Below are 22,683 nucleotides of genomic sequence, written 5' to 3'. Positions count from 1 at the left end.
CTAATGAAACACTGGTTAACATACAGCCTATTTTTTATAATTCTTTTTAGTTGCTCTTCCGAGGAAGCATCGCATGACAACGCCTATGTACCTATTCCGTTTCAATTAGAAATACCTTCACTATTTGAAGACAAATTAATTGATCCCATAATTCCTGTGAGTAACAAATTAACTGTGGAAGGTGTGGCATTAGGCAAACAGTTATTTTTTGACAACATATTATCCGTTAACAACACCAAAGCGTGTGCTAGTTGCCATTCACCACAACATGCTTTTGCTGATCCAAATCAGTTTAGTGTTGGTGTGACAAACATTGAAGGCACCAGAAATAGCATGCCTCTATTTAATTTAGCTTGGAATTTTGACGACAGATATTTTTGGGATGGACACGCATTAGGATTAGAAAGCCAAGCGCTAGAACCAGTAATAGATGCTAACGAGCTTGGAAACGATAGCTGGCAACCAATAGAGGCTAAGCTTAACAACCACCCAGAATACCCACAATTGTTTCAGCAAGCATTTGGATCCTCAACAATTACTAAAACTTTAGTAACAAAAGCAATCGCTCAATTTGAACGCACTTTAATTTCAGGAAACTCAAAATTTGATAAATTCTCTAACGGAGAAGTAGCCCTAACACCACAAGAGCAAAATGGATTAGATGTCTTTATGGACGAAACTAGAGGTGATTGTTTTCATTGTCATGGTAATCCAAACAATCCACTTTGGACAGATAATAAGTTTCACAACAACGGTTTGGATGCCACATTTTCAGATTTAGGATTTGGTTTAATAACTGGTAATCCTAATGATAATGGTAAATTTAAATCACCATCTTTACGTAATCTAGCCTACACTGCTCCTTATATGCATGATGGTCGATTCGCAACATTGGATCAAGTTATAGAGCATTACAGTACAGGGCTACAAGCGTCTTCAACCATTGATCCTTTAATGAAAAAAGTGACACAAGGAGGTGTTAATCTTACAACACAAGACAAAGCTGACCTAAAGGCCTTTTTGCTAACGCTTTCTGACCCTTCTTTTTTAAACAATCCAGCATTTATTCCTGAATAAGAAAAACCTATAAAACCATATACTAATATAATGTTAGTTGATATGGTAAAAAGCGACTGATGTTGTATCTTTGCACTCTATTTAGATAAAATCTAATTAACAAGTATGATAAAAGTTTCTGATACCGCTAAAAAGAAAGTCATCGAATTGATGAATGATGATGGCTTTAACCCAAGCACAGACTACGTTCGCGTTGGTGTAAAAAGTGGTGGTTGTTCTGGATTGTCTTATGATTTAAAATTTGACAAAGCAAAAGAAGATGAAGACAAAGTGTTTGAAGACAATGACGTTAAAATTATTGTAGACAAAAAAAGTTTTCTTTATCTTATAGGTACCACTTTAGAATACTCTGGCGGATTAAACGGAACTGGGTTTGTGTTTAATAACCCTAACGCTAACCGTACTTGCGGTTGTGGCGAATCATTTTCACTATAATTAAACTGATAGACAAATTATGTCAAAATATACAGAGGACGACCTTAGAGAAGAATTAAAAACCAAAGAATACGAATATGGTTTTTTTACAGATATTGAATCTGAAACATTCCCTATTGGTCTAAACGAAGATATCGTTCGTGCTATTTCTATGAAAAAAGAAGAGCCAGAATGGATGACAGAATGGAGACTTGAAGCATTTAAAGTGTGGCAAGCAATGGAAGAACCGGATTGGGCTAATGTAAATTACACCAAACCAGATTTTCAGGCAATTGCATATTACTCTGCTCCTGTTGCTGTGGACCCAAACAAGACATTAGATGATGTAGATCCAGATTTACTAGCAATGTATAAAAAGCTAGGAATATCTGTAGACGAACAAAAAAAGATGAACAATGTCGCTATGGATATTGTTGTTGACTCTGTGTCTGTTGCCACAACATTTAAAAAGACTTTAGCAGAAAAAGGTATTATTTTTATGCCAATATCTGAAGCCATAAAAGAACATCCAGAATTAGTCAGAAAATACATTGGTACCATCGTACCAACAACAGACAACTTTTATGCAGCATTAAATAGTGCTGTATTTAGTGACGGTTCTTTTTGTTATATTCCTAAAGGTGTTAAATGTCCAATGGAATTATCAACATACTTCAGGATTAATCAAGGTGGTACAGGACAATTTGAACGCACATTATTAGTAGCAGATGAAGGTAGTTATGTATCATACCTAGAAGGTTGTACTGCGCCTAGTAGAGACGAAAACCAATTACACGCAGCAGTTGTAGAGCTAATTGCTTTGGATGATGCTGAAATAAAATACAGTACAGTACAAAACTGGTATCCTGGAAATGCCGAAGGAAAAGGTGGTGTTTACAACTTTGTAACTAAACGTGGTTTATGCGAAAAAAATGCTAAAATCTCTTGGACTCAAGTTGAAACAGGAAGTGCTGTAACTTGGAAATACCCAAGTTGTATACTAAAAGGAGATAATTCTGTAGGCGAATTTTACTCTATTGCTGTCACTAACAATCACCAACAAGCAGATACTGGAACTAAAATGATTCATTTGGGTAAAAACACCAAATCAACTATTATTTCCAAAGGTATTTCTGCAGGAAAATCACAAAACTCTTATCGTGGTTTAGTTCAAATTAGTAGTCGTGCAGACAATGCTAGAAACTTTTCACAATGTGATAGTTTGTTAATGGGTAACGAGTGTGGTGCACACACCTTCCCATATATAGAAGCTAAAAATAAGACTGCACAAATAGAGCACGAAGCAACAACAAGCAAAATTGGTGAAGACCAAATATTTTATTGCAACCAACGTGGTATAGATACTGAAAAAGCAATTGCTTTAATTGTAAATGGATTTAGTAAAGAAGTACTAAATAAACTACCAATGGAGTTTGCTATTGAAGCGCAAAAACTATTAGAAATCTCGTTAGAAGGATCTGTTGGATAATTTAAATACTATGAAAAAACTAACCCTAATTTTATTAAGCTTAACCTTTATGGTAGCTTGTAAAAAAGATAATAAACAAACAGAGGTTACTACCCAAACAAAAGCAGAACCAATCAAACTATTTATGTTTGATGGAGGAACAGTTCAGGTAAACAAATTAGAGATCTTTTCTCAAGACGATTTGTATAAAGGTGAAAGCAAAACTTTTGCTGATATGTTTTTTGTAGTACAACACCCAAAAGGCAATTTGCTTTGGGATGCTGGATTAGCAGAAGGTTTAGTAGGACAACAACCATTTACTACTCCTGATGGTGCGTTTACTGTTTCTAGAAATCAAGGTATTGAAGAGCAACTAAAAATTATAGGATTAGAAGCTAAGGATATAGATTACATAGCCTTATCACACACTCATTTTGATCACTCTGGATCTGCATCTAAATTGGCATATGCCACTTGGATTGTTCAAGAAGTAGAATATGACTTTGTAACAAGTATAGAGCAACAAAAAAACAATCCTGATAACTACAATGCTATTAAGGATTTAAAAACAACTAAAAAAATCAATGGAGATTTAGATGTCTTTGGCGATGGTAAAGTAGTTATCAAGTCAACTCCAGGTCACACACCAGGTCATCAATCTTTATTTTTAGATTTAGAGCAAGAAGGACCATTATTTTTAGCAGGAGATTTATATCATTTTGAAGAAAACAGAACTAATCATATCGTACCAAGTTTCAACTTTAGTGTAGAGGACACAAAAGCATCTATGGAAACTTTTGAAGCTTTTGCAAAACAAAAAGGAGCACGAGTGATTATTCAGCATTCAACAAAAGATTACAATAGTTTAAATCACGCTCCAGAGCCTATTCAATAAATATAAGCATGAAAAAAATAGCTATTCTTTTAATTTTTATTGCATTTGTAAGTTGCAAAAAAGATCAAGGCACAACCTTTAAAGGAGATTTTGTATACTATGCAAACGCAGCAGTATTTCAAGTAGGTAATGATATACATGGTGTGGTCTTAAATGACCAAGTAAGTACATTGGCAGAACAAGCTAAACAATACCAAAAAGAGCCAACAGATATGGTGACTGTAGAAGTTTTAGGAGAGTTAATTCCTAAAAAAGAAAATGAAGATAGCTGGCCTTTTAAATTAAAAATAAATAAAATAGTAAGCGTTAGCGCTTTAGACCCGAATAAAAACGACGTTATCAAACTAGGAAAATAAACAGTATGTTACAAATAAAAAATTTACACGCAAGTGTTGAAGATAAATCTATTTTAAAAGGTATTAACCTTGAAGTTAAAGCAGGAGAAGTACATGCTATAATGGGACCAAATGGTTCTGGTAAAAGTACATTAGCTTCAGTAATAGCAGGAAAAGAAGAATATGAAGTAACAGATGGAACTATTCTTTTAGAAGGTGAAGATATTGACGAATTAGCAGCAGAGGAACGTGCACACAAAGGTGTGTTTTTATCGTTTCAATATCCAGTAGAAATTCCTGGAGTTAGCGTGACTAACTTTATGAAAACTGCAATTAACGAAACACGAAAAGCTAAAGGCTTACCTGATATGCCAGCTAACGAAATGCTAAAAATGATTCGTGAAAAATCTGAACTTTTAGAAATTGATCGTAAGTTTTTATCTAGATCTTTAAACGAAGGATTCTCTGGTGGAGAAAAGAAACGTAACGAGATTTTTCAAATGGCTATGTTGGAACCTAAATTAGCCATTTTAGATGAAACTGATTCAGGATTAGATATCGATGCTTTACGTATTGTAGCCAATGGTGTAAATAAACTAAAAAGTAAAGATAATGCTGTAATAGTCATTACTCATTACCAACGTTTATTAGACTATATCGTACCTGATTTTGTCCACGTACTATACAATGGTCGTATTGTTAAGTCTGGAGGAAAAGAACTAGCACATGAGTTAGAAGAAAAAGGTTACGACTGGATCAAAGAAGAAGTAGACGCTTAAAAAGTTTGCAATGGTAATGTTATCTAACAGATAACTTACCGCTAAAAACACAAATAAATATAATACGTTACAGTATTAACTAACAAACCCTGTTTTTTAATAGCTGAATACCGAAGACTTAAAATATGAGTTTAAAAGAAAAATTAGTATCCTCTTTTTTAGCATTCGAAAATCAAGTCGATTTAGAGTCTAAAATACATGATGTTAGAAGCGAAGCAATAAAAATGTTTGAAACTAAAGGCTTTCCTTCAAAAAAGGACGAAGCTTGGAAATACACCTCTTTAAGTAGTGTTTTAAAACACGACTATAGCTTGTTTCCTAAACAAGATAACACCTTAGAGTACAGTGATATTAAAAAGTATTTTCTAGATGATATTGACACTTACAAAATCGTGTTTATAGATGGTAAATACTCTTCTAATTTATCTCAAACTACTCATGATGGTATTGATGTTTGCCTAATGTCTTCGGCATTACACAAACCTAAATACCAATTAATTATTGAAAACTACTTTAATAAAGTAGCAGGTAAAGAAGGATTAACATCTTTAAATACAGCTTTTTCTAAAGAAGGTGCCTACATACACATTCCTAAAAACAAAGTGGTGGCTAAACCTATCCAAATAGTACATTTTTCTACAGGAAATGAAGCTGCATTAATGCTACAACCACGTAACTTAATTGTTGTTGACGAAAACTCTCACGTACAAATTATAGAGCGTCACCAAAGTTTGACAGACAATCCTGTTTTAACAAACTCTGTTACAGAAATTGTTGCTAACAAACGTGCCATAGTTGATTACTATAAAGTGCAAAATGACAACATTAATGCATCATTAATAGACAGCACTTTTGTTGAGCAAAAACGCGAAAGCCATGTATCTGTACATACGTTTAGTTTTGGAGGAAAGTTAACACGTAACAATCTAAACTTTTATCAAAACGGAGAATATATGGACTCTACATTAAATGGAGTTACCATTATTGGAGATAAACAACATGTTGACCACAACACTTTAGTCCATCATATAGAGCCTAATTGCGAAAGTCATCAGGACTACAAAGGAATTTTTAACGACAGCTCAACTGGAGTCTTTAATGGTAAAGTTGTAGTAAATAAAGAGGCACAAAAAACCAATGCATTCCAATCAAATAATAACATATTATTAAGCGATAAAGCAACGATAAACTCTAAACCTCAACTAGAAATTTTTGCAGATGATGTAAAATGTTCTCATGGTTGTACCATAGGTCAACTAGACGAAAGTGCTTTATTTTATATGAAATCTAGAGGTATTCCAGAAAAAGAAGCTAAAGGATTGTTAATGTACGCTTTTAGTAACAACGTTTTAAAGTCTGTAAAAATTCCAGAATTAAAACAACGAATAACTAAAATTATAGCAAATAAATTAGGCGTTAATATAGGTTTTGACTTGTAAAAAATATGGATATTTTAAACACTTCAAACAAAACCTTTATTAAATTAATTAGTATTTGTTTGGTAATAGCAGCTGTAACAGGCACACTGTTTTACTTTACAAAAGGTGGTTTTTTTGATGGTATATTACTAACCTTTGTAGGTCTGTCATGTACTTACATGTTACTAGTTTTATCTGTATTTGTATTTAAAAATTTAATTAACTTAATGGCTAAAGGCAATATAAAGCTGATACACGTGGCTTTATCACTTAGTATAACATTAGCAATGTGTATTTATCTTTTTATACAACTTTTTAATTTTGTAGCTAAAGAGTTTTAATTTATTTTCAATTATGTTAGATATCAATTTAATACGTAAAGATTTTCCAATACTTAAAAGACAAGTAAATGGTAAACCGTTGGTGTATTTTGATAATGCAGCAACATCACAAACACCACAACAGGTTATTGATGTTATTGTAGATTACTACTCTAATTACAACGCTAATATACATCGTGGCGTCCACGCACTAAGTCAAGAAGCGACAGACAAATATGAAGCAGCTAGACATACAATACAAAACCATTTTAATGCTAAAAAAGCACAGGAGATTATATTTACTTCTGGTACAACACATGCTATTAACTTAGTTGCTAATGGTTTTATCAAATTAATAAACCAAGATGATGAGCTTATCGTTTCGGCTTTAGAACATCATAGTAACATCGTACCTTGGCAAATGCTTTGCGAAAAAACTGGAGCAAAACTTAAGGTAATACCAATGACTTTGGAAGGCCAATTAGATATGGATGCTTATACGTCTTTACTGTCTGACAAAACAAAACTTGTTTTTGTAAATCATATATCAAACGCTTTAGGAACCATAAATCCTATAAAAACCATAATCGACCAAGCACATAAATTTGGCGCTGCAGTTTTGATAGATGGTGCGCAAGCTTGTCCACATATTAAACCTGATGTACAAGCATTAGATGTAGATTTTTATGTAACATCTGCCCACAAAATTTGTGGTCCAACTGGTGTTGGTATGTTATACGGAAAAGAAGAGTGGCTTAATAAAATGGAACCCTATCAAGGTGGTGGTGAAATGATTGACCAAGTTACTTTTGAAAAAACAACTTATGCAGGCTTACCTCATAAATTTGAAGCTGGCACACCTAACATTTGTGGTGGTATTGCTTTTGGAGCAGCATTGGATTATATGAATGCAATTGGTTTTGAGAATATAGCCACTTATGAAAAAGAACTTTTAGATTATGGTACAGAGAAATTGTTAGAAATTGAAGGCCTTAAAATTTATGGTACTTCAAAAAATAAAACGTCTGTAATATCTTTTAAATTAGAAGGCATTCATCCTTATGACGTTGGCACATTACTAGATAAAATGGGAATCGCTGTTCGTACAGGTCACCATTGTGCGCAACCAATAATGAGCTTTTATAATATACCCGGAACCATAAGAGCGTCGTTTGCATTTTATAATACTAAAGCAGAGATTGATGCTTTAGTTTCTGGAGTTAAAAAAGCAAAAATGATGCTTTCATAAAATAACAACTATAAATTATATTAAAAAACGCTCAATAGAAATATTGAGCGTTTTCATATTCATATGTATTTTGTCGAAAATTTTTTAATAATTTAAATAAAAAGTGAAAAGTTTATATATTTCACAAATGTTTAACAAAATATTAATACATATGAAGAAAACACTTTTATGCATGGCTACTATTGCAATGCTATTTACATCATGTAGTGATGACAAATCAGAAAACCTATCACAAGATCAAACACAAATAAACATGTCTGACTTTTACCTTTACACTGATGCAGATGTAGACGAAACTTCCAGACAAGCTCAAGGTAGACCTGTATGTCACTCGATGGTTAACTTAAACAGACTACTTAACGAAAACCCTGGTTTGGACAAAAAAATGTATGATATTGAATACCAAACTAGGTCACTAATCAGTGCAAAAGGGAAACCTGGAGGAGGAAATGGAAACGGAAATGGTGGAGGCTCTGGAGGAGGTGATCCAGTAGACAATTTAGGTGCTGTTAATATTCCTGTTTATGTTCATGTTGTATATAGTAATGCACAACAAAATGTTAGTGATCAACAAATTAACTCACAAATTAATGTTCTAAATAATGATTTTAGAGCATCAAATAATGATATAAATCAAGTACCGTCTGAATTTGCTGGATTAGTAGCAGATTCTGAGATAAACTTTACGCTAGCAGGAACATTTAGACACTCAAATTCTACTTCTGCTTGGAGCACAAATGATGCAGTAAAAGCTGCTTATCCACCTGTAACACCATCAACTCACTTAAATATTTGGGTTTGTAATATTAGTGGTGGAATCTTAGGTTATGCACAGTTTCCAGGTGGACCATCAGCTACGGATGGTGTAGTAGTACTTTACTCTAGCTTACCAGGAGGTTCTGCAGCACCTTATAACCAAGGAAGAACATTAACTCACGAAGTTGGGCATTACTTAAACCTTCGTCATATTTGGGGAGATGGAAGATGTAAACAAGATGACTTTGTTGCAGATACACCTTCATCAGATGGACCAAATTATGGCTGTCCTTCTTTCCCTACAGTAAACTGTAGATCTACAGACATGACAATGAATTATATGGATTATGTAGATGATGCTTGCATGTATATGTTTTCAGAAGGTCAAAAATCTAGAATGAGAACCATATTTCAATCTGGAGGAGCAAGAGCTGCTTTAGTAGGAAATTAATATTTTATTGTTTTTATTTAAAAAGACGCCAACTTTGGCGTCTTTTTTGTAATATTAAGTTAAACAATCAATATTTTATTTATAATGAAAACATTTACTATAATTCTATTTTCTATACTACTTAATAGTTGTGGTGCAACTCAAGATTCAAAAAGCAATTTAAATCCAGATATGGACAAAGCAACTCAGACATTAAGTGGTGATTATAAGGTCACTTTATTAGACAATCAATCTATAACAAGTCAAGAAATAACACTATCGTTTGATGACGCAAATAAACGCGTTTCTGGATTCTCAGGATGTAACAATTTTTTTGGAACGTATAATTTGGATAATGAGACTTTAACTTTTAGTAATTTAGCATCAACTAAAAAATTCTGCCAAGAAGAGGCTAACGCTTTAGAACAAAATTATTTAAAAGCTTTAGAAAAAACTACAAACTTTAAAGTTGCAAACAATACTATTTCACTTTTAAATAATGACACAGTTGTACTAAATGCAACACCTGTTATAGTTACTTCAGGTCAAAAACAGGACCAATCACTGTCTTTTAAATACACTGCCTTTTCAAGAGGAACTTATACTATGATAAACATAGACCAAACCACAGTAACCTCTCAGTTTAGTAGATCAGAAAAGGAAAATACAAAAGCATGTAGTACGCAAGACTGGGACACGATAACTACCCTATTTAAAGCTATAGATATCAAATCTTTAAACACACTAGAACCACCAAGTACTGCTCACCAATACGATGGGGCAGCTTCATCCAACTTGACGGTAACATTAAATGGAGAACAATATAGCACACCTACTTTTGATGCAGGTAATCCTCCTAAACAAATAGCAGATTTAGTGTCTAAAATATTAGAAGTAGCTAAACCTGATATCAAAAAATAGATCAATAAATTCAAATCTATCTTTAAGAGTTATTTAGCAACTAATCACTGAATATTGATTAATTTTGCATTCTAAATTATTTTGATAAATGCAGACGATAAAAGAAATACAAGATGAAATTGTAGACGAATTTTCAATGTTTGAAGATTGGGAAGAACGCTATCAATACATGATTGATTTAGGAAAAACTTTACCCCTTATTGCACCAGAGTATAAAACTGAAGACAACATCATTAAAGGCTGTCAAAGTAAAGTTTGGGTACATGCCGAAATGGATGACAATAAAATTACTTTTACTGCAGATAGTGATGCTATAATAACAAAAGGGATTATAGCCATATTAATCAGAACGTTCTCTAATCAACATCCAAAAGACATATTAGATGCCAACACTGATTTTATTGATCAAATAGGTTTAAAAGAACATTTATCACCAACTAGAGCAAATGGTTTAGTTAGTATGATAAAACAAATAAAATTATATGCCATAGCATATCAAACACAATTACAATAACTATGAGTGATACAACTATAGATACAGCAGAATTAGGAGAAAAAATAGTAAAGGTTTTAAAAACTATTTATGATCCAGAAATCCCAGTCGATATTTACGAACTAGGATTAATATATGATGTATTTGTTAACGAGGATTATGATGTAAAAATCCTAATGACATTAACTACGCCTAACTGTCCTGTAGCAGAAACGCTTCCTTTAGAAGTTGAAGAAAAAGTAAAATCTTTAAACGAAGTTAAAGATGCCGAAGTAGAAATTACTTTTGATCCACCTTGGACTCAAGACTTAATGAGCGAAGAAGCTAAACTAGAACTTGGTATGCTTTAATACCTTAAAAAATGGCTAGACATGCACCAAAATCGTTAAAAGAAAAAAATAAAACCAGTTTAAAAAAATCGTTTAGTGCGTTAATTTATATTCCTCGTTTTTTCAAAGAAATCTGGAATACCAACAAAAAACTTTTTTTAGGCTCAGCGTTTTGTAGGCTAATTGGTGCAGTTTTACCAGTAATTATTTTATGGATTGGTAAAATAATTATTGATGAAATCATACTTCAAACTAAATTAGAAGTTACAGATTTAACCCAACTTTGGACTTATGTTGGTATTGAGTTTGGATTAATTGTTCTGTCAGATCTAGTTAGTCGTGCCATACAATTAACAGATAGTTTATTAGGCGACGCCTACTCTATTGACACTTCCGTTAGGATTATTAAAAAGACTAATCAAATTGATATTAGCTTATTAGAGGACTCAGAGTTTTATGATAAACTAGAACGTGCAAGAACACAAACTACAAGTCGTGTTGGATTAATGTCTAACGCATTAGGCGAAGTACAAAGCTTAATATCCATAGCAACTTTGGTCGCAGGTTTAATCTATTTTGAACCGTACTTAATTATACTTTTAGTGCTTAGTATTATTCCTGCATTTATCAACGAGATTTGGTTTAGCCAACAACAATACTCACTAGCTCGAGGTTGGACTGCTGAAAGACGAGAATTAGACTACTTAAGATTTATTGGTGCCAATGACAAAACAGCCAAAGAAATTAAACTATTTGGTTTAACTGACTTTGTTGTAGATCGTTTTAAAAACCTATCTCAAGAGTATTACGACCTCAATAAAAAACTAGCTATAAAGCGATCTGCTTTAGGTTTTGCTTTTAATGTTTTGGGGACTTTAAGTTATTATGGCGCTTACCTATTTATTATATATCGTGTAATATCTGGCGTGATAACTTTAGGAGAATTAACCTTCTTGTCAGGAGCTTTTAATAGACTAACTAGAAATTTACAAGACTTCTTTTCTAAATTTACCCGTATTTCAGAAAGCGCTTTATACTTAAAAGATTATTTTGAATTTATAGATATTTCAATTCAACCAAAACATAACGAAGATATACCTCTTCCTGAAAAAATTAAAGAAGGATTTGAATTTATCAATGTTAAATTTTCTTACCCAGAATCTGACAACGAAATATTAAAAGGTATCAGTTTTAAAATTAAAGCAGGCGAAAAATTAGCTTTTGTAGGACAAAATGGAGCAGGAAAAACCACATTAACCAAATTATTATTACGTTTTTACGAACCCACTTCTGGCGAAATACTTTTAGATGGTATTAATATTAATCGTTTTGACAAAGCGCGATACCAAGCTTTTTTTGGTGTTATTTTTCAAGACTTTTTTAAATACGAATTTACAGTTAGAGAAAATATTGCAATAGGTGATATAAGTCAGATTGATAACCAAGAAAAAATTGAAAATGCAGCCGAACTAAGTTTAGCTAATCAAGTGGTGTCAGAACTTAAAAAAGGATACGACCAACAACTTGGTAAACGTTTTGCAAAAGGACAAGAATTGTCTGGCGGACAGTGGCAAAAAGTGGCATTAGCCAGAGCTTATATGAAAGATGCTAAAGTGATGATTTTGGACGAACCAACGTCTGCTTTAGATGCTAAAGCCGAAAGCGATGTTTTTGAACGCTTTATAGGCTTAACCGAAGACAAAACTAGTATTATAATATCTCACAGATTTAGTACAGTAAGACAAGCAAATAAAATTTTAGTATTGGATGAAGGTCGCGTACTAGAAATGGGTACACATGAGGATCTAATGGCTAACAAGTCATTATATGCTGACTTATTTAAACTACAAGCAGAAGGATACCAATAATTATAACATATTTAAATTATGGCTGAAGAAATTATTAATCGCGTAGCAAATAGTAAATTAATTACATTAGACCTTGAAGATTACTATCCACAAGGACAACGTGTTTTATTAGATATTAAAGATTGGTTGTTCCAAGAATTGGTTTTAAAAGAAAAAGATTTTAGAGAATATATCAAAAATCACGATTGGAGTCAGTACCAAAATCAATACGTAGCTATCACTTGTAGTGCAGATGCTATCATTCCGGATTGGGCTTTTATGTTATTGGTCGTAAATTTAGAACCTTTTGTCGAAAAGTGCCATATTGGAACACTAGAGGGTTTAGAGACTTCCATTTACCAGGACTTAATCAGTGCTATTGACGGTACAATATACCAAGATAAACCTGTAATAATTAAAGGTTGTAGTAACAAGCCAGTGCCTATAAACGCTTATGTTATGATAACCAACAAGCTTAAACCATATGCTAAATCTATCATGTATGGAGAGGCGTGTTCTTTTGTCCCTTTGTACAAACGTTAACAACTCTGTTTATTATTTAAAATACTGACAATTAACCGATTACATAATTTGTCTATTTTAGAAAAAATATAACTAAAGCGTATATTTGCATCCGTTTTATTTAAAACTTAAGATTTATGAAAAAATTATTAGTAGTAGGAGCATTCTTTTTAGGATTGGTTTCAATGAATGCCCAAACAAAAGAAGAGTTACAAACTCAAAAAGCAGAAAAACAAGCAGCAGCAGATGCTTTACAAAGCGAAGCTAACGCATTACAAGCACAAATTGACGCACTTCCAGGTTGGAGAAAAGGTCTTTTTGGTACTATTGGTGGAAGTATTTCTAACTTTAGCAATTGGTATTCTCAAGGAACACCAAACAACTCTTCTGGAAACATCGGAATCTCATTAAATGCATATGCTAACTTAATTGAAGATAAATTTTTCTGGAGAAACTCTTTAACATCTAACCTTAACTGGGTAAAATTAGATAATAAAGACAATCCAAATGATGATGACAGTTTTAACCCAACGACAGATGTATTTAACATCTCTTCTTTATACGGAAGAAACATAACTAAAAACTTTGCTGTTTCTGGTTTAGCAGAATACAGAACTACGTTATTAGACAACTTTAACGATCCTGGATATTTAGACGTTGGAGTTGGAGGAACTTGGACTCCTTTAGAAAATCTAATTGTTGTTGTACACCCTTTAAACTACAACTTCGTATTTGCAGAAAATGATGCAGTTTTTCAATCTTCTTTAGGTGCAAAAATAGTTGCAGATTACACAAGACAAATTGGTGCTGTTAGTTTTAAATCTAACTTATCTACTTTCCAAAGCTACAAAAGTGGAGATTTATCTAATGTAACTTGGACAAACTCTTTTAGCTACACGTTATGGAAAATGATTGGTGTTGGTTTTGACTTTGGTTTAAGAAGCAACAAACAAGAAGCTTTAAACTATGAGTTAGGCCAGTATGATCCTTTAGCATTACCTTTACAAGCGGTTCCAACTTTTGGAAACGTTGATAACAAATTACAATCTTATTGGTTATTAGGTTTAAGCTACAACTTATAATCTATAAACACTATAAAATAAAAAACGCGTTTCTAATCGAAACGCGTTTTTTTGTGTCTTAAAATCAAACAACGCTAAATGTTTAAGTTACCATAACAAGCCATTTACGTTGACCACTAATTGTCTTTGTTAAATTGACGCTCGTTATCTTTTTTGCTAAACAATCGTTTAAAAAACCCATCGCGTTTTTCTTCTTCGCAATTCAACGCCTCTAAAACCTCACTTGAAGGTGATTCAAAACGACTTTTTGTAATTGTATTGTAATTTGAATCTGCATTTAATTTTTGATAAAACTTAGCAAAAATTGGTAATGCCGAGTTTGCACCTTGTCCCATTCCTGTGGTTTTAAAACCTATATTATAATTATCATTACCAACCCAATTTATTGTTACCAAGTTTGGTGTAATACCAACAAACCATCCGTCCTTATTATCCTGAGTTGTCCCTGTTTTACCTGCAATACTATTACTAAGTCCATAAGTAGATCGTAATCTAGCTGCAGTCCCAGAATTAACTGTGGCTTGCATTATTTGTAACATAACCTGTCTAGTATAATCGTTATAAGCTTTATCGGGATTTACTTCTGGTTTAAACGACACAATTTCTACACCATTTTTATCTTCAATTTTAGTAATAAAATATGGTTTTACAGATTGGCTATTGTTAACATAACTAGCGTATGCTCCTGCTAATTCTTTTATATTAATTTGAGCAACACCTAAGGCTAAAGACGGTTGGTTTGGAAGTTTACTAGTTATGCCTAATTTTTTTGCTTGTTTTAAAACCTTATCAATACCAACTTGATTTAAAACCTTAACAGCAATTGTGTTTAGCGATTGACTTAACGCTTTTTCTAGATTATAATTAATATGTGGATCTACGTCTGAAACACCAGAATTGGTAGGTGTCCAGTTTTTATAATCCGTGTAAGTTACTACTTCTGGAGAAAAATAGGTACAAGGCTCCATACCATTATCTATTGCTGCTGTATATACAAAAGGTTTAAATGTAGATCCTACTTGACGTTGACTTTGTGATACATGATCATATTTAAAAAAGCGATAATCTATACCTCCAATATAAGACCTAATAGCTCCAGACTTTGGATCTAAAGCGATCATACCTGTATTTAAAAACTTTAAATGATGTTTTAAACTATCTATAGTAGAGATATTATGTTTTTTAGTATCTGACCAATCAAATAATTGGACGTCATGCTTTATAGACAGTGAATCTATAATTTGCTCATGCTCTAAACCAGAAGCTTCAAATCGTTTATACTCTGGAAGTGTTTTAATAGCCTTGTCGATTAACTTCTTGTTGGTTTTCCAAGGTGCTTTATCACCATAAGAAGCTTCATAGTCTTGCTGCAATTTTGATAAATGTGATTGCATGGCTTGTTCAGCATATTTTTGCATTTGAGAGTCTAACGTTGTATGCACAATTAAACCGTCCTTATACAAGTCATAAGCCTCTCCATTTGGCTTTTTGTACGCTTGTAAGGTTGTTGCTAATTCTTTTTTTAATTGTGCCCTAAAATAAGGTGCTAATCCTAAATCGTGATTAAAGGATTGATAATCTAATAGTATAGGTTTTTGTTTGGCTTGTGTAAATTGATTTTGATCTATGTAATTATACTTAAGCATTTGCTTTAGGACTACATTACGTCTTGTTGTACTACTTTGTAAATTGCGTCTTGGATTGTAATAATTATTTGCTTTTAATGTCCCAACTAAAGTTGCTGCTTGTGGTAACGTTAAGTTTGTTGCAGATACATTAAAAAATTTACGTGCAGCACTTTCTATACCATAGGTATTATCCGGAAAAGGTACTGTATTTAGGTATAGTGTAAGGATTTCTTGTTTAGAGTATATTTTTTCTATTCGTTTTGCGACTATTGCTTCTTTTACTTTGTTTATTATGGTGCTAAAAGCAATATGTTTATCTCTTCCAAATAAGTTTTTTGCTAGTTGTAAGGTTATGGTACTACCACCTCCTGAGGATTGGTCCTGAAATAAAATGGTTTTAAAAAAAACACGCATTAGACTTATATTATCGACTCCGTTGTGCTCATAAAATCTAACATCTTCTGTTGCTATTAGTGCGTCCAATAGGTGTTTAGGAAACTGATTATAGGTTAAAGGTTGCCTATCGTAGATATAATATTTACCTATTAATTTATTGTCTTTATCTAATACTTGAGTCGCTTCTGCTTGTCTTAAATTTGTTAATTGGGACGTGTTTGGTAGTTTACCAAATGCACCAAAATAGATGCTGATGTAAAAAACAACTGCTAAAAGGACTGCTGCTACTATGGCTATTGAAGCCCTTTTTACCCATTTATTTTTAAATAACACGTGTAGTTTTTGTTGTATCATGTGTTGTTATAACGCTAAATTATTAGTTTTATTTGTTTACAAAATTATCTAAATAATTCTGTTTTATAAGTACTTTATTGCATTTACAAGACTTACTTACTAGCTAACCTAATAGCGTTAAATTACATTGGGAAGCAAACTAAACTTGGCGGATTATTGCGATAAGGATTGAAACGGTATCCTTTTTTGAGGCACGAAAAAAAGATTTAGTGTAAAGCCTGGTTGCTTTTGGCTTTTTTTGCCAAAAGCAAATTGCCCAAAATTTAAGTAGTTCTTTTTTTTTTATAAAAAAACCCAAACTTAGTGGTTTGGGTTTTAGTGTTATTTTATTCTTCTTCGCCTAGATTATCGTAATCATAATCTGGATACAGGAAGTGATTGTAAGGAAAACGTGTGACGTGTATGTCTCTAACCTCATCATAAACGCGCTTTTTAAAGTCTTCTAGATTACGTTTGTTTAATGCTGATATAAATAATGCGTTGTCCTCTCCTACACGATTCATCCAAGTCTTTTTCCACTCGGCAAGACTATAATGCTCTTCTGTACGTTGGGCAATTAAGTCGGTCTCGTCAAAAGGTTTTGCTTGATAAGCATCAATCTTATTAAAGACCATGATTATTGGTTTGTCTGCACTTTTAATTTCGCCTAAAACTTTATTTACAGACTCAATGTGATCTTCAAAATTTGGATGAGAAATATCAACTACGTGTAATAGTAAATCTGCTTCTCTGACCTCATCCAATGTGCTTTTAAAACTGTCTACTAACTGCGTTGGTAACTTGCGTATAAATCCTACGGTATCTGTTAATAAAAAGGGTAGATTTTGGATGACTACTTTTCTAACGGTTGTGTCTAGGGTTGCAAAAAGTTTGTTTTCGGCAAAGACCTCTGACTTACTAACGGTATTCATTAAAGTAGATTTACCAACGTTGGTGTATCCAACTAGTGCAACGCGTACCATTTGTCCACGATTACCACGTTGGACAGACATTTGCTTATCTATAGTTTTAATTTTGTCTTTTAATAAGGCTATCCTGTCACGTACGATACGTCTATCTGTTTCGATTTCGGTTTCTCCAGGTCCACGCATACCAATACCTCCTTTTTGACGCTCAAGGTGTGTCCACATACCTCTAAGTCTTGGTAGCAGGTACTCACATTGCGCCAACTCGACTTGCGTTCTGGCATAACTTGTTTGTGCACGTTGTGCAAAAATGTCTAATATTAAATTGGTACGATCTAATACTTTTACATTTAAAATCTTACTTATATTACGCTCTTGAGATGAGGATAACTCGTCATCAAAAATTGCTGTGGTTATATTATTTTCTTCTATATATAACCTTACCTCTTCCATTTTACCTGTTCCAATGTATGTTTTTGGATTAGGCATTTCCATTTTTTGGGTGAAGCGTTTTTTAACTTCTCCACCTGCAGTGAACGTCAAAAATTCAAGCTCGTCAAGATACTCTTTCGATTTCTCTTCGTTTTGCTCTTTAGTAACGACACCAATTAATACTGCTTTTTCAAGCTCTATATCTTTTTTTTCTAACATATAATAATTTATACTACAAAGTTACATAATTGTATCCATAATAAAATCGCTATTTTTAGCCTTCTAAATTTACAACATTGAATTTTAATTTTTTTAAATCAAAAGCAAATATACAGACCATAGCTTTTTATAATATCGAAAATTTATTTGATATTTATAAAGATGACTTAACACGTGATACTGATTTTAATCCAACATCCGAAAAGCGTTGGACCATTAAAAGATACAATAATAAATTAAGAAAAATTGGTTATGCTATATCTAATATTGGAAGAAAAGAAACCAACTCGCATCCAGCAATTATTGGTCTAGCCGAAATTGAAAATGAAGCTGTTTTAAAAGATTTAATAAGCTCTAAACATTTAAAGGAATATCCATACCAATTTGTACACTATGATAGTAAAGATGAACGAGGTATTGATGTTGCATTTATTTATGATACGACTAAATTTAAAGTTACAAACTCTGAAAGCTTTACCTTTAGTTTTACCGAAGCAGATGGGTCGCCTGATTACACAAGAGACATTTTATTAGTATCTGGATTATTTTTGGATGAACCTGTACACTTTTTAGTTAACCATTGGCCTTCAAGACGCACAGGAGATATAGAAACTGAATACAAACGTATTACAGCATCTTCCAATCTTCAAGCCATTGTTGGCACTTTAAAAGAAAACATAACTAACGCCAAAATTATTATTATGGGAGATTTTAACGATGATCCTGCAAGTAATAGTGTTGAGCAATTAGTAGCTAATCAAGGTTTATTTAATCCAATGGAGACCTTACTATCTATTGACAGAGGTACCACAAGCCATAACTTTGAATGGAATTTATTTGATCAAATTATTTTAACACATAACTTTTTAGAACGTCAATCCAATACCTTAAGATTTGTAAAAGCAGATATTTATGATGCTGATTTTTTAAAACAAATGGATGGCAAATATAAAGGTACACCTTATAGAACTTATGTAGGTAAACGCTATAAAGGTGGATACAGCGATCATTTTCCGGTTTACATGATTTTAAATAAAAAATAAAATTATATAACGTTTGGCAAAAATCTTGTAAGGTTTAAAATACACTATGTATTTAACTTTGAGAAAAATAAACGTTACAAGATGGATAATATAATTAGATATGAGGTTGGTAGCAATGCAATACAGCATCTACTTGCTGTAAGTAGTACGATAGAATTGTCCTATCAAAATTTAAAATCTGAGACCAAAAACGACATGGTTAAATCTTGGATTGATAATAAACTAAGTTTTATAAACGCTTTTAAACAGCAGTCATTATCCATATTAAACACAGTTACCGTCCAAAAACCAAGCAAGCCTAGTGTATTAATGAAGCTTAACATGTTATGGTTTAACATAAAACGTAAGTTTTATAAAAGCGATAGTCAGATTATTATTAATGAGTGTTTAAAACTTAACTCGTATTTTTTAAATGAAGTTAATAAAGAAATTAAATCTGGTATTTTATCTAAACCTGCATACACTTTATTAAATACGTTAAAAAACGAACTTTTAATAACTAAACAGGAGTTTTACATCTCTAAATTAAAACTTAGTTAAAACCCAATTGGTTTACTTTGTTTTTAAACATAATGGCAGCACTAGTATATCCTCCTTCTGTACCATCTACAAAATGGATGTGCTTTTCTTCCCTATCTTCAATGTAACAAGACATTATGGATGCATGTGTGGTATGTAAACCGTAAATGATTTTTTTCTTAGACTCCAAATCATCTAAAAATATTTGCAAACGCTTAATTTGCTTTTCATTACCAGAAATTACAGTATTGATTGAACCATCTAACATAATAGTATCTGATAATTGGCTGACACGATAAATGTATAATTTTCCAGCTTTAAAAAACTTAAAGTAGTATTTACCAAACACTGTAATTAACCAATTATTAATTAAATACTTTGATTGGTTTTCACCAACTTTAACATACATCTCTTTACGGATCTTTTCTAGCGAAGTGTTTAATTTTAATTTTAAAGTAGTAATTGGATTTCGATTATCTAAATCTCCAAAAATGTAATTAATCTCATTCATTATTGTGCCATAAATCTCAGCTTGCTTTTTTTCATCTTCGCAATTAACAAGCAGGCAAATTACTTTTTTTTGAGGTTCATTTGGATAGATTTCGTCCCATCTGCATTCCATACCTTCTAGGTTTAACGCAATGTTTTTATCTTTAATAGTGTCGGCTATTTCAAAACTTTGCTTAATATAATTTTCAGCAAATTTCATTCCGTTACCTAAAACTACAGGTGTTGTAAGGTACTTATTATGTCTTAATTTAGTAATCCTTAATGTAACCTTGTTATTATATACCTCTTCTACCTGAAGGTAACCAACTCTAAGATTTAATTTTAAGGTATTAGTTATATGCTGACTATAATTATTTAAAGCAGTCATAACTGGTGTTAATAAAACATCAGGAATAATAAAAGTAGAACCATCACCTCCAAAAAAGTACGGAATTTGGATTTTTTTATCAATACCTTTTATAGTATTTAAAACAGTAATAATACTTCCTGTTGCACATAAATTAACATCATTATGTAAACCATTAGCAACTGCCTCTGTAGAGTTTTTTATATCTGTTACTACAATAGTCCAATTTTTAGGCACACTGGAAAACAAACTTTCATCCTTTAAAAGCTCGGTTAAAGGCAATTTGTTTTTAAAAATACTTTTATAAAAATTAATATCATCTTTCATATGTGCGTAAAGTATTCTGTAAATAACACTTAGCTGACAAAGGTAGTCCTTAATTATATATAAAATTCATGCTTTTGTGAAATCATATAACAACTTGGCAAAATTATGTAACAGTTAAATTAGAGTCCTAATTTACCTTTGTATTATAATATTAATACTACTTGAAAGCTTCTTTAAGAATATTTTCATATTCTGATCTTGGTTGGTTATAAAAATAGTTAGTAGAGTAGTATTTATTTTAAACCAATACACATGAAACCTAATAAACTCCTTTTAATAGTTACAATAATTTGTATTACACCATTATTAATAATGTCTACTAATAATGATGTAGAAATTGTGAGTCATTTAGAACCCGTAAAAAATACAAAAACAACTAAAAACAACACTTTAGATTTAGAAGTTGGTGACCAATATTTTGACATAAAAATAAAAGTACCACATTTTAAAGTAGCTTCAAACGCTAATCAAAATGTAGTTATTAACACTACCAAACACAGCTTTATTTTGGATCAAAAAGCAACTGAAAACACCAATAAATATAACGTGTCAAACATTGCTAAAATCACCAACATTATTATTAAAAAGTAAATTGCATAGATTAGTTTATTAATAAGTATTATCTTTATTTTGCAACTAAATTTTTAATATGACCTTGTTTTTTAAATTCGATTTTAATGCCATTTGTCAAATTGTTTTAGAACAAACCTTAAAGGACAATGACATTAAATATAAACTTGTTGGATTTGGAGAAATTGAAGTGTTAGAGAAACTAACCGCTGACAAACAAGCCACATTACAAGCTGCTTTAGATAAATACCAGATAGAAATTGTTGAAAACCAAAAAAGCATCTTAGTACAAAAAATTAAGGATACTATTATTGATATGGTTTTTAATGAAGACACTGTGGTAAATGTTAAAAGCTCAGTTTATTTAGCAGACACTTTAGGTCATAGTTATGGCTATTTGTCTAACTTGTTTTCGGAAGTGACTTACACATCTATTGAAAACTTTATAATTCTTCAAAAAATAGAATACGCCAAACAACTTGTAATCAAACAAGATTTAAGTTTAACCGAAATTGCTTTTAGGTTAAACTATTCTAGCGTTGCACATTTAAGTACTCAGTTTAAAAATACAACAGGAATTACACCTTCTGCATTCCAAAGGATAATTGCTAAAAGAAGAGAATTTAACCAACAAAACAACCAAGAATAGTATGCAAGAGGATTATATAAATATAACATTAGCAGATGATGATGAAGATGACAGATTGTTTTTTACAGATGCTTTTGACGAAATTAAAATAACAACTAGAGTTAAAACATTTAATGATGGTGTCTATTTAATGGATTACTTAAATAGCGATGATGCCACTTTACCTAATGTCCTATTTTTAGATTTAAACATGCCAAGAAAATCTGGACTAGAATGTTTAAAAGAAATTAAACAGAATCCTAAATTTAAGGATATTGCAATTGCAATTTATTCTACCTCAGCATCAGAAGAAGATATAGAAAACACTTTTGTTCAAGGAGCTAATATTTACATTAAAAAGCCAAGTGATTTTAAAACTTTAAAAAAAGTTCTTTCGGAAGTAGTTACCATTAACTGGCAATATCATACCAATAGCATGAATAAAGATAACTTTTTACTTCGTTTTTAAAA

24 protein-coding genes are annotated in these 22,683 nt (G+C 31.9%); 21 read left to right on the top strand and 3 right to left on the bottom strand.

What is annotated here, in order from left to right:
* The first annotated feature begins 3 nt into the window (after positions 1–3).
* The 16 genes from V6251_RS14570 (at position 4) to V6251_RS14495 (ending at position 14,335) form a co-directional block, all read left to right on the top strand.
* Positions 4–1,077: a cytochrome-c peroxidase gene (locus V6251_RS14570; protein ID WP_341588902.1), complete on the top strand. Its 1,074-nt coding sequence runs from the start codon at positions 4–6 to the stop codon at positions 1,075–1,077.
* Positions 1,078–1,182: 105 nt separating this feature from the next.
* Positions 1,183–1,512 carry a HesB/IscA family protein gene (locus V6251_RS14565; protein WP_028282341.1) on the top strand — a complete coding sequence of 110 codons (330 nt, stop codon included), beginning with the start codon at positions 1,183–1,185 and terminating at the stop codon, positions 1,510–1,512.
* 19 nt (positions 1,513–1,531) lie between these two features.
* Positions 1,532–2,980: a Fe-S cluster assembly protein SufB gene (sufB, locus tag V6251_RS14560; RefSeq protein WP_145004391.1), complete on the top strand. Its 1,449-nt coding sequence runs from the start codon at positions 1,532–1,534 to the stop codon at positions 2,978–2,980.
* A 10-nt stretch (positions 2,981–2,990) separates the two neighbouring features.
* Entirely contained in the window at positions 2,991–3,854 is an 864-nt protein-coding gene (mzmL, locus tag V6251_RS14555; RefSeq protein ID WP_341588901.1) for a quorum-quenching N-acyl-homoserine lactonase MzmL, read from the top strand.
* Positions 3,855–3,862: 8 nt separating this feature from the next.
* Positions 3,863–4,210, top strand: a complete 348-nt coding sequence (locus V6251_RS14550) for a hypothetical protein (protein WP_341588900.1) — start codon at positions 3,863–3,865, stop codon at positions 4,208–4,210.
* A 5-nt stretch (positions 4,211–4,215) separates the two neighbouring features.
* Positions 4,216–4,968 carry a Fe-S cluster assembly ATPase SufC gene (gene sufC / locus V6251_RS14545; protein WP_145004400.1) on the top strand — a complete coding sequence of 251 codons (753 nt, stop codon included), beginning with the start codon at positions 4,216–4,218 and terminating at the stop codon, positions 4,966–4,968.
* 125 nt (positions 4,969–5,093) lie between these two features.
* Positions 5,094–6,407, top strand: a complete 1,314-nt coding sequence (sufD, locus tag V6251_RS14540; RefSeq protein WP_341588899.1) for a Fe-S cluster assembly protein SufD — start codon at positions 5,094–5,096, stop codon at positions 6,405–6,407.
* A gap of 5 nt (positions 6,408–6,412) precedes the next feature.
* A complete protein-coding gene (locus V6251_RS14535; RefSeq protein ID WP_341588898.1) occupies positions 6,413–6,727 on the top strand; it encodes a hypothetical protein in 315 nt (104 codons plus the stop codon).
* Positions 6,728–6,740: 13 nt separating this feature from the next.
* Positions 6,741–7,955, top strand: coding sequence for an aminotransferase class V-fold PLP-dependent enzyme (locus V6251_RS14530; RefSeq protein ID WP_341588897.1), 1,215 nt, complete (start codon positions 6,741–6,743; stop codon positions 7,953–7,955).
* Positions 7,956–8,106: 151 nt separating this feature from the next.
* Positions 8,107–9,162 (top strand): zinc metalloprotease, encoded by a 1,056-nt coding sequence (locus V6251_RS14525; protein ID WP_341588896.1) that lies wholly within the window; start codon positions 8,107–8,109, stop codon positions 9,160–9,162.
* Positions 9,163–9,246: 84 nt separating this feature from the next.
* Positions 9,247–10,062 (top strand): META domain-containing protein, encoded by an 816-nt coding sequence (locus V6251_RS14520; protein WP_341588895.1) that lies wholly within the window; start codon positions 9,247–9,249, stop codon positions 10,060–10,062.
* A gap of 88 nt (positions 10,063–10,150) precedes the next feature.
* Complete coding sequence (locus tag V6251_RS14515) at positions 10,151–10,576, top strand: SufE family protein (protein ID WP_028282351.1); 426 nt, start codon at positions 10,151–10,153, stop codon at positions 10,574–10,576.
* Between the two features lie 2 nt (positions 10,577–10,578).
* Positions 10,579–10,905, top strand: coding sequence for a DUF59 domain-containing protein (locus V6251_RS14510; RefSeq protein WP_028282352.1), 327 nt, complete (start codon positions 10,579–10,581; stop codon positions 10,903–10,905).
* Positions 10,906–10,916: 11 nt separating this feature from the next.
* Positions 10,917–12,752 (top strand): ABC transporter ATP-binding protein, encoded by a 1,836-nt coding sequence (locus V6251_RS14505; RefSeq protein ID WP_341588894.1) that lies wholly within the window; start codon positions 10,917–10,919, stop codon positions 12,750–12,752.
* A gap of 18 nt (positions 12,753–12,770) precedes the next feature.
* Positions 12,771–13,274, top strand: coding sequence for a DUF2480 family protein (locus V6251_RS14500; protein ID WP_341588893.1), 504 nt, complete (start codon positions 12,771–12,773; stop codon positions 13,272–13,274).
* 116 nt (positions 13,275–13,390) lie between these two features.
* Positions 13,391–14,335 (top strand): DUF3078 domain-containing protein, encoded by a 945-nt coding sequence (locus V6251_RS14495; protein ID WP_341588892.1) that lies wholly within the window; start codon positions 13,391–13,393, stop codon positions 14,333–14,335.
* 116 nt (positions 14,336–14,451) lie between these two features.
* Here the strand turns inward: V6251_RS14495 and V6251_RS14490 are convergent, their stop codons facing one another.
* Together V6251_RS14490 and hflX are read right to left on the bottom strand one after the other, a co-directional pair.
* On the bottom strand, positions 14,452–16,713 hold the full coding sequence (locus tag V6251_RS14490; RefSeq protein ID WP_341588891.1) for a penicillin-binding protein 1A: 2,262 nt from the start codon (positions 16,711–16,713) through the stop codon (positions 14,452–14,454).
* 326 nt (positions 16,714–17,039) lie between these two features.
* Entirely contained in the window at positions 17,040–18,269 is a 1,230-nt protein-coding gene (gene hflX, locus V6251_RS14485; RefSeq protein ID WP_341588890.1) for a GTPase HflX, read from the bottom strand.
* Between the two features lie 77 nt (positions 18,270–18,346).
* Between hflX and V6251_RS14480 the strand changes: the two genes are divergently transcribed.
* Together V6251_RS14480 and V6251_RS14475 are read left to right on the top strand one after the other, a co-directional pair.
* A complete protein-coding gene (locus V6251_RS14480) occupies positions 18,347–19,312 on the top strand; it encodes an endonuclease/exonuclease/phosphatase family protein (protein ID WP_341588889.1) in 966 nt (321 codons plus the stop codon).
* Between the two features lie 81 nt (positions 19,313–19,393).
* Complete coding sequence (locus V6251_RS14475) at positions 19,394–19,852, top strand: hypothetical protein (protein ID WP_341588888.1); 459 nt, start codon at positions 19,394–19,396, stop codon at positions 19,850–19,852.
* On the opposite strand, the gene V6251_RS14470 is transcribed toward V6251_RS14475, so the two are convergent.
* Positions 19,845–21,014, bottom strand: a complete 1,170-nt coding sequence (locus tag V6251_RS14470) for a DUF3095 domain-containing protein (protein WP_341588887.1) — start codon at positions 21,012–21,014, stop codon at positions 19,845–19,847. The genes V6251_RS14475 and V6251_RS14470 overlap by 8 nt on opposite strands.
* A 252-nt stretch (positions 21,015–21,266) precedes the next feature.
* On the opposite strand from V6251_RS14470, the gene V6251_RS14465 reads away from it, so the two are divergent.
* The 3 genes from V6251_RS14465 to V6251_RS14455 are packed head-to-tail and all read left to right on the top strand — an operon-like array spanning position 21,267 to position 22,681.
* A complete protein-coding gene (locus V6251_RS14465; RefSeq protein ID WP_341588886.1) occupies positions 21,267–21,605 on the top strand; it encodes a hypothetical protein in 339 nt (112 codons plus the stop codon).
* A gap of 58 nt (positions 21,606–21,663) precedes the next feature.
* A complete protein-coding gene (locus tag V6251_RS14460; protein ID WP_341588885.1) occupies positions 21,664–22,233 on the top strand; it encodes a helix-turn-helix domain-containing protein in 570 nt (189 codons plus the stop codon).
* 1 nt (position 22,234) lies between these two features.
* A complete protein-coding gene (locus tag V6251_RS14455; RefSeq protein ID WP_341588884.1) occupies positions 22,235–22,681 on the top strand; it encodes a response regulator in 447 nt (148 codons plus the stop codon).
* Positions 22,682–22,683: the final 2 nt, after the last annotated feature.

The organism is Olleya sp. Ti.3.14 (genome assembly GCF_038154885.1).
Lineage (GTDB): Bacteria > Bacteroidota > Bacteroidia > Flavobacteriales > Flavobacteriaceae > Olleya.
The sequence above is the reverse complement of the archived record's forward strand: the minus strand, read 5'-3'. Positions and strand labels throughout refer to the sequence as shown.

Bases quoted from the DNA above. Each gene is read 5' to 3' on its own strand.
- V6251_RS14535 (WP_341588898.1), top strand. From the start codon at position 6,413: ATGGATATTTTAAACACTTCAAACAAAACCTTTATTAAATTAATTAGT.
- V6251_RS14550 (WP_341588900.1), top strand. From the start codon at position 3,863: ATGAAAAAAATAGCTATTCTTTTAATTTTTATTGCATTTGTAAGTTGC.
- V6251_RS14465 (WP_341588886.1), top strand. From the start codon at position 21,267: ATGAAACCTAATAAACTCCTTTTAATAGTTACAATAATTTGTATTACA.
- V6251_RS14505 (WP_341588894.1), top strand. From the start codon at position 10,917: ATGGCTAGACATGCACCAAAATCGTTAAAAGAAAAAAATAAAACCAGT.
- V6251_RS14455 (WP_341588884.1), top strand. From the start codon at position 22,235: ATGCAAGAGGATTATATAAATATAACATTAGCAGATGATGATGAAGAT.
- V6251_RS14530 (WP_341588897.1), top strand. From the start codon at position 6,741: ATGTTAGATATCAATTTAATACGTAAAGATTTTCCAATACTTAAAAGA.
- V6251_RS14470 (WP_341588887.1), bottom strand. From the start codon at position 21,014: ATGAAAGATGATATTAATTTTTATAAAAGTATTTTTAAAAACAAATTG.
- V6251_RS14460 (WP_341588885.1), top strand. From the start codon at position 21,664: ATGACCTTGTTTTTTAAATTCGATTTTAATGCCATTTGTCAAATTGTT.
- V6251_RS14500 (WP_341588893.1), top strand. From the start codon at position 12,771: ATGGCTGAAGAAATTATTAATCGCGTAGCAAATAGTAAATTAATTACA.
- mzmL (WP_341588901.1), top strand. From the start codon at position 2,991: ATGAAAAAACTAACCCTAATTTTATTAAGCTTAACCTTTATGGTAGCT.
- sufC (WP_145004400.1), top strand. From the start codon at position 4,216: ATGTTACAAATAAAAAATTTACACGCAAGTGTTGAAGATAAATCTATT.
- V6251_RS14565 (WP_028282341.1), top strand. From the start codon at position 1,183: ATGATAAAAGTTTCTGATACCGCTAAAAAGAAAGTCATCGAATTGATG.
- V6251_RS14475 (WP_341588888.1), top strand. From the start codon at position 19,394: ATGGATAATATAATTAGATATGAGGTTGGTAGCAATGCAATACAGCAT.
- V6251_RS14510 (WP_028282352.1), top strand. From the start codon at position 10,579: ATGAGTGATACAACTATAGATACAGCAGAATTAGGAGAAAAAATAGTA.
- hflX (WP_341588890.1), bottom strand. From the start codon at position 18,269: ATGTTAGAAAAAAAAGATATAGAGCTTGAAAAAGCAGTATTAATTGGT.
- V6251_RS14495 (WP_341588892.1), top strand. From the start codon at position 13,391: ATGAAAAAATTATTAGTAGTAGGAGCATTCTTTTTAGGATTGGTTTCA.
- V6251_RS14490 (WP_341588891.1), bottom strand. From the start codon at position 16,713: ATGATACAACAAAAACTACACGTGTTATTTAAAAATAAATGGGTAAAA.
- sufD (WP_341588899.1), top strand. From the start codon at position 5,094: ATGAGTTTAAAAGAAAAATTAGTATCCTCTTTTTTAGCATTCGAAAAT.
- sufB (WP_145004391.1), top strand. From the start codon at position 1,532: ATGTCAAAATATACAGAGGACGACCTTAGAGAAGAATTAAAAACCAAA.
- V6251_RS14520 (WP_341588895.1), top strand. From the start codon at position 9,247: ATGAAAACATTTACTATAATTCTATTTTCTATACTACTTAATAGTTGT.
- V6251_RS14515 (WP_028282351.1), top strand. From the start codon at position 10,151: ATGCAGACGATAAAAGAAATACAAGATGAAATTGTAGACGAATTTTCA.
- V6251_RS14525 (WP_341588896.1), top strand. From the start codon at position 8,107: ATGAAGAAAACACTTTTATGCATGGCTACTATTGCAATGCTATTTACA.
- V6251_RS14570 (WP_341588902.1), top strand. From the start codon at position 4: ATGAAACACTGGTTAACATACAGCCTATTTTTTATAATTCTTTTTAGT.